The sequence below is a fragment of the Pseudomonas sp. CAN1 genome, from assembly GCF_030462585.1.
Taxonomy (GTDB): domain Bacteria; phylum Pseudomonadota; class Gammaproteobacteria; order Pseudomonadales; family Pseudomonadaceae; genus Pseudomonas.
In genome coordinates, this window is the sequence record NZ_JASMRU010000070.1 from 1 (window position 1) to 6662 (window position 6662).

Sequence of the window (6662 nt, forward strand, 5' to 3'; positions counted from 1 at the left end):
GGCGCCCGACGCGATCACCCGGCGCCGGCCATCGGCGTCGAGACGGACGATGCGGTGGTTCACCCCGCCGCTGCCGTTCTCTTCCTCAACCGCCAGCAGCGCATTCCACGCCGGCACGTAATGCAGGTCGCCGTAGCGGCAGTCGTCGCGGTGGGTGAGCGGCCGGGGCGCGCCGCCCAGGCGCAGCCAGTACACCTGCTGGTCGCCCTCTTCCACCCAGGCCACGCCGTCGGCAGTGGCGCAGCAGGAGCCGCCACCGTATTCGTAGACACGGCTGCGCACCGAAGCGCCGGGCGGCGTCAGCTCGACGCTCTGCCCTTCACGGCGGAGGAACAACCGGCAGCGCGCGCTGGTGGGGTCGAACGCCGCCCACAGCAATCCGCCGTGGGCCACATGCAGCTCGGCGAAATCCCCGGCGGCGGCTACCGCGCGTTCGGCGCTCCAGTCGCTGCGCTGCATGCTCAGGCCTTGCAGATCAGTTGCGAGGCCCGCTCGTTGCGCAGGGTCAGCGCGCTGAGCGGCGCGGCGGCCGTTTCTGCCTCGCGACGGGCATCGAGGATGATGCCGTGGTGGGCCGACTTGGCGCACACCGGGTCGGTGGCCTCGGCATCGCCGGTGAGCATGAACGCCTGGCAGCGGCAGCCACCGAAGTCGCGCTCCTTCTCGTCGCAGGAACGGCACGGCTCGGGCATCCAGGCATCGCCACGGAAGCGGTTGAAGCCGAACGACTCGTACCAGATGTGCTGCAGGCTGTGCTCACGCACGTTGGGAAACTTCACCGGCAGTTGTCGCGCGCTATGGCACGGTAGCGCGGTGCCGTCCGGGGTGACGTCGAGGAACACGCTGCCCCAGCCGCCCATGCAGGCCTTGGGGCGTTCCTCGTAGTAATCGGGCACCACGAAGATCAGCTTGCACGGGTTGCCCTCGGCGGCCAGGCGCTCGCGGTACTCGGCGGTGATGCGCTCGGCACGTTGCAACTGCTCGCGGGTCGGCAGCAGGCCGGCACGGTTCAGCTCGGCCCAGCCGTAGAACTGGCAGGTGGCGAGCTCGACGAAGTCCGCCTCCAGCTCGATGCACAGCTCGATGATGCGCTCGATGCTGTCGATGTTGTGCCGGTGGGTGACGAAGTTCAGCACCATCGGGTAGCCGTGGGCCTTCACCGCGCGGGCCATGGCGAGCTTCTGGGCGAAGGCCTTGCGCGAGCCGGCGAGCAGGTTGTTCACCTCTTCGTCGGCGGCCTGGAAGCTGATCTGGATATGGTCGAGACCGGCGTCGGCGAACTCCTTCAGGCGCTTCTCATTGAGGCCGATACCGGAGGTGATCAGGTTGGTGTAGAAGCCCAGCCCGCGCGCCGCCGCGATCAGTTCGGCAAGGTCCTGGCGCACCAGCGGCTCGCCGCCGGAGAAGCCCAGCTGCGCCGCGCCCATCTCGCGGGCCTGGCGGAACACCTCGATCCACTGCGCGGTGCTCAGCTCCTCGCCGCCCTTGGCGAAGTCCAGCGGGTTGGAGCAGTACGGGCACTGCAGCGGGCAACGGTAGGTCAGCTCGGCCAGCAGCCACAGCGGCGGGCCTACCGGCGCTTCAGCGCAGCTCGATCCAGAATTGCGCATGGGCCACCTCGAGGAATGCCAGGATGTCTTCGTCGATACCCGGCACGCCGGGGAAATCGGCACGCAGGCCATCGATGATGCCGGCGACGTCGCGCAGGCCATCGACGCGGTCGAGGATCGCCCCGGCGCTGTCGTTGAGTTTCACCATCCCTTCAGGATAGAGCAGCACATGGCAGCCCTGGGCCGGCTCGAACTGCAGGCGGAACCCCCGGCGCAGCGCCGGGATGCTGTCCAGCGAAGGCAGGCTCATCACACTACACCCCTGTGCCACACGCGCTCGCTCGTCACCGTGTGGTACGGCGGGCGCTCCAGTTCATAGGCCATGCTCATCGCGTCGAGCATGCTCCACAGCACGTCGAGCTTGAACTGCAGGACTTCCAGCATGCGTTCCTGGGCCTCGCGGGTGCGGTAGTGCTCCAGGGTGATGCGCAGGCCGTGCTCGACATCGCGGCGCGCCTGGGACAGGCGCTTGCGGAAGTAGTCGTAACCGCTGGCGTCGATCCACGGGTAGTGCTGCGGCCAGCTGTCCAGGCGCGACTGATGGATCTGCGGGGCGAACAGCTCGGTGAGCGAGCTGCTGGCGGCTTCCTGCCAGCTGGCGCGACGGGCGAAGTTGACGTAGGCGTCCACGGCGAAGCGCACGCCGGGCAGCACAAGCTCCTGCGACAGCACCTGCTCGCGGTCCAGCCCGACGGATTCCGCCAGGCGCAGCCAGGCTTCGATACCGCCCTCCTCGCCGGGCGCGCCGTCGTGGTCGAGGATGCGCTGCAGCCATTCGCGGCGCACCTCGCGGTCCGGGCAGTTGGCGAGGATCGCCGCGTCCTTCAGCGGGATGTTCAGCTGGTAGTAGAACCGGTTGGCCACCCAGCCCTGGATCTGCTCGCGGCTGGCGCGGCCTTCGTACATGGCCACGTGGTACGGGTGGTAGATGTGGTAGCAGGCGCCCTTGGCGCGCAGCGCCTGTTCGAACTCGGCAGGACTCATGGCTTCACGGATCATCGCGCTTTCCTTTCAGCGTCTTATAGCTGTATGCCCATGCCGTCGAAGGCCACCTCGATGCCACGGGCGTCCAGTTCGGCGCGTTCGGGCGAGGCGATGTCGAGGATGGGATTGGTGTTGTTGATGTGGATGAGCACCTTGCGCGGGCCGTCGATGCCGTCGAGCACCTCGATCATCCCGCCCGGCCCGCTCTGGGCCAGGTGGCCCATCTCGCTGCCGAGCTTGTCGCCCACTTCGCAGACGCGCATCTCGTCGTCGCGCCACAACGTGCCGTCCACCAGCAGGCAATCGGCACGGCGCATCCAGCCCAGCAGCTCGTCGTCCACCTGGCCCAGGCCCGGTGCGTAGAACAGCTTGCCACCGGTGGACAGGTCCTCGATGAACAGGCCGATGTTGTCCCCCGGATGCGGGTTGCCGCGGTGCGGCGAATACGGCGGCGCGCTGCTGCGCAGGGCGATGGCGGTGAGGCGCAGGTTCGGGCAGGCAGGGATGACGAAGGGTTCGGCATCCAGCGCAATGAGGTTGTGCCGCAGCCCGCCGTTCCAGTGCGACAGCATGGGGAACAGCGGGAAGCCGGTGGACAGGTCCTGGTGGACCATCTCCGTGCACCAGACCTCGTGGGGGCAGCCTTCGCGCAGGCTGAGCAGGCCGGTGGTGTGGTCGATCTGGCTGTCCAGCAGGACGATGGCGGCAATCGCCGAATCGCGCAGGCGCCGCGCCGGCTGCAAGGCCGGGAAGGACGCCAGCTGGACGCGGATGTCGGGTGAGGCGTTGCAGAGAATCCAGTTCTCGCCGTCGTCCGACAGCGCAATGGAGGATTGCGTGCGTGGCTGCGCGATCACGCTGCCGTCGCGGACACCACGACAGTTGCGGCAATTGCAGTTCCACTGGGGAAAGCCGCCACCGGCGGCCGACCCGAGAATTCGGATGTGCATGACAGTGCCCCGTGGGCAGGGGCCCCGGCGGACCGGGGCGCAGTGGATCAGCGGTTGGCGAAGTACAGGGTCACTTCGAAGCCAAGGCGCAGGTCGGTGAAGCTAGGCTTGGTCCACATGGGTCTGTCCTCTTTCTTGTTGGAAGGCGCCGGCAGGACCGGCAAGTCGAGTAAAACACCAGGGTCGGGCGCTCCGAATGATACTTTCGAAGGAGATTCCCCCCTGATTTGGTAGCGGGCCAGCGACAGCTGTCGCGCCCCGCCGCTACAACTGTCCCATCGCTGCGACAGCCGTTGCCCGGTTGCGCCCGGCGCCCTGGGCGGCGGGCCGTCTGGCGCGGGGCTGGGCGCCCCGCGCGAAGTGTTTCGGCACAGGCCTTGCTCACAGGCTTGCTCAAGGGCTCGTCGGCCGTGACCGGCCGGTCTAAACTGACCGACCTTGTGAACGCGAGTCCGAGGAACGGCCCTACACGGAGCCGGTCCCCTACAAAAACAATGCGCCGCAGTCCAGCTGACGGCCGCCGGGAGTGACCATGCACCCGCAATCCCTGGAAAACTGCCCGAACGACCTTGCCGCCTTCATCGCCGATCACTTCGGCGAACGTGACATCCAGCCCGAGGGCGCCATTGCGCGCTCCTGGTACCGCAGCGTGATGGAGCACCATCTCGACCCGCGCGCGCGGGCGGAAAAGCACATCCTCACCGCCGGGGAAATCCGCGAGCACCAGAGCCTGCACCAGGACTACCTGGCGATTGCCAGCCAGGGCGTCACCGGCCTCGCCCGGCGCGTGCTGCCGGCAGGCTTCGCGGTGCTGCTCAGCGACGAGCGCGGCATCACCCTCGATGCGCGCCTGCCCAGCGAGCGCGACCGCTACACCCAGGCCGGGCTGATCGTCGGCGCGCGCTGGGACGAATCCCTCGCCGGCACCAACGGCATCGGCACCGCGCTGGCCGCCGGCGAGGCGCTGACCATCCACCGCCAGGAACACTTCCTGGTGAGCAACTTCCGCCTGAGCTGCTCGGTGGCGCCGATCTTCGACGCCCAGCACAATCTGCGCGGCTGCCTGAACGCCACCTGCCTTTACAACGACGGGCCCAAGGACGCGCAGTACCTGACCCTGCAACTGGTGATCCTGTATGCCCGGCTGATCGAGAACGCCAGCTTCCGCCAGCGCTACCGCGACCGCCTGACCCTGTCGCTGAAGGCCCGCGACGAGGTGTCGGACCTGGCCAACGAACAGCTGATCGCCCTCGACGAACAGGGCCGGGTGATTGGCGGCAACCATGCTGCCTTCAACGCCTTCCGCGGCGAACTGCTGGGCAGCCGCATCGAGCAGTTGCTGGAGGCGGACGTCGACCAGCTGCTCGACCTGAGCAAGGGCGGCGCGCGGGGTATCCGCCTGCGCACCCTGGCTGATCACGCGCTGGTGGACGTCGGCCTGCGTACCCCGGCCAGCCCGCCGCGGCGCCAAGCGCCAGCCGCTGCTGCGTCGAAAAGCCCGGAGCATCCCGACCTCGACCGCCTCGCCGGCGCCGACCCGCGCCTGCAGGACGGTGTGCGCAAGCTGCGCAAGGTGCTCGACAAGGGCATCGCCATCCTCGTCACCGGCGAGACCGGCACCGGCAAGGAAGCCTTTGCTCGCGCCATCCACCAGGCCAGCGCACGCCACGCCGGGCCCTTCGTCGCGCTGAACTGCGCAGCGATCCCGGAAAGCCTGATCGAGAGCGAACTGTTCGGCTACCGCGGCGGCAGCTTCACCGGTGCCAGCAAGAAAGGCATGAAGGGCAAGCTGGAACTGGCCAACGGCGGCACGCTGTTCCTCGACGAGATCGGCGACATGCCCGCGCACCTGCAGACGCGCCTGCTGCGCGTGCTGGCCGAACGGGAAATCCTCCCGCTGGGCGCCGAAGCGCCGGTAGCGCTGGACGTTCAGGTGGTCTCGGCAACCCACCAGAACCTGGCCGAAATGATCCGCGCCAAGGGCTTCCGCGAGGACCTGTTCTACCGCCTCGCCGGCATGACCCTGCAACTGCCGGCGCTGCGCGAGCGCACTGACCGCGAAGCACTGATCGACAGCCTGCTGGCCGGCCTGGGCGGCAAGCTGCATCTCGATAGCGCCGTGCGTGAGCGGCTGCGCGGCCATCCGTGGCCGGGCAACATCCGCCAGTTGCTGAACTGTTTGCGCTACGCCGCCGCCCTTGCCGAGGACGGCCGCATCGATCTGGACTGTCTGCCGATGGAGTTGCATCAGGCCGCTCCCGCCGTCGCTGCCGAAACCCACGCACCCGCCACCGCCCTCGCCACCCGCCTGGACGACGACGAGGCGCGCCACCTGCTGGCGGCGCTGCGCGAGCGGCAATGGAACGTCAGTGCGGTGGCGGAACAGTTCGGCATTGCCCGGTCGACCCTGTATCGGAAGATGAAGAAGCACGGCATCGTGCAGCCCAACGCGTTGTATTGATCGTTTCCCTTTTCCCTGCGTCCGTTGAGGCTGTGTTGTAGGAGCGGACTCCGTCCGCGATGGCCTCCGGCGCGATGCGGACCTATCGCGGACGGAGTCCGCTCCTACGTAAAGCCCAACTTCAGGCGCAGGGAAAAAGGAGCGAGCCTCACCTGGCAAGGAAGGCCCGCCCAAGCAAAACGGTGATACGGCATTCCGTTTCCCAGGAAACACCGTGCACGCCCTGGCACCCTCTCCCCAGCCCTGGCTGCGCGCCCCGCTCCGAAGGGAGAGGGAGTATTCGAGTGAGGCGCCCCGACCGTGCTCTCCTGACACGTCAGGATCAGGAGTAAACCGAAGTCGCGCCTCACGCCGATCCAGTCCCCTCTCCCTTCGGAGCGGGGCGCGCAGCCAGGGTTAGGGTGAGGGGCTCTTGCAGGCAGGCACATCAGCCTGCAAGAGGCTCCGTAACGTCACTCCTGCGCATAAACCACATGCGTATGCGTGTACTCATACAACCCATGCTTGCCATCCGCGCCGCCGATGCCCGATTTGCGGGTGCCGGCATGGAAGCCCTGCATCGCCTCGAAGTTCTCGCGGTTGATGTAGGTCTCGCCGAAGTCCAGCTCGCGGCTGGCCTTGAGTGCAGCGCTGAGGTTGCGGGTGTAGATCGACGAG

The 6662-nt window shown here is 67.8% G+C and carries 7 protein-coding genes and 1 pseudogene; 1 reads left to right on the forward strand and 7 read right to left on the reverse strand.

Annotated elements, in window-relative coordinates; all coding sequences use genetic code 11:
* The 6 genes and pseudogenes from QO207_RS30865 to pqqA all read right to left on the reverse strand — a co-directional run.
* Positions 1 to 459: pseudogene (locus tag QO207_RS30865) on the reverse strand (S9 family peptidase); the annotation flags it as partial.
* A gap of 2 nt (positions 460 to 461) precedes the next feature.
* The gene (gene pqqE / locus QO207_RS30870) at positions 462 to 1610 is read right to left on the reverse strand and encodes a pyrroloquinoline quinone biosynthesis protein PqqE (protein ID WP_301536053.1); all 1149 of its coding nucleotides are present in this window, start codon (positions 1608 to 1610) and stop codon (positions 462 to 464) included.
* Positions 1582 to 1860: a pyrroloquinoline quinone biosynthesis peptide chaperone PqqD gene (gene pqqD / locus QO207_RS30875; protein ID WP_301536054.1), complete on the reverse strand. Its 279-nt coding sequence runs from the start codon at positions 1858 to 1860 to the stop codon at positions 1582 to 1584. The genes pqqE and pqqD overlap by 29 nt, the downstream gene beginning before the upstream one ends.
* On the reverse strand, positions 1860 to 2609 hold the full coding sequence (gene pqqC / locus QO207_RS30880; RefSeq protein ID WP_301536055.1) for a pyrroloquinoline-quinone synthase PqqC: 750 nt from the start codon (positions 2607 to 2609) through the stop codon (positions 1860 to 1862). Before pqqC ends, pqqD begins: the two co-directional genes overlap by 1 nt.
* 20 nt (positions 2610 to 2629) lie before the next feature.
* Complete coding sequence (gene pqqB, locus QO207_RS30885; protein ID WP_301536056.1) at positions 2630 to 3544, reverse strand: pyrroloquinoline quinone biosynthesis protein PqqB; 915 nt, start codon at positions 3542 to 3544, stop codon at positions 2630 to 2632.
* Positions 3545 to 3591: 47 nt separating this feature from the next.
* On the reverse strand, positions 3592 to 3663 hold the full coding sequence (pqqA, locus tag QO207_RS30890; protein WP_003106462.1) for a pyrroloquinoline quinone precursor peptide PqqA: 72 nt from the start codon (positions 3661 to 3663) through the stop codon (positions 3592 to 3594).
* A 413-nt stretch (positions 3664 to 4076) separates the two neighbouring features.
* Here pqqA and QO207_RS30895 point away from each other — a divergent pair, with 413 nt between their 5' ends.
* Positions 4077 to 6005, forward strand: a complete 1929-nt coding sequence (locus QO207_RS30895; protein ID WP_301536057.1) for a sigma-54-dependent Fis family transcriptional regulator — start codon at positions 4077 to 4079, stop codon at positions 6003 to 6005.
* 452 nt (positions 6006 to 6457) lie between these two features.
* On the opposite strand, the gene QO207_RS30900 is transcribed toward QO207_RS30895, so the two are convergent.
* The coding region (locus tag QO207_RS30900; protein ID WP_301536058.1) for an aldehyde dehydrogenase family protein at positions 6458 to 6662 on the reverse strand (205 nt) is incomplete at its 5' end.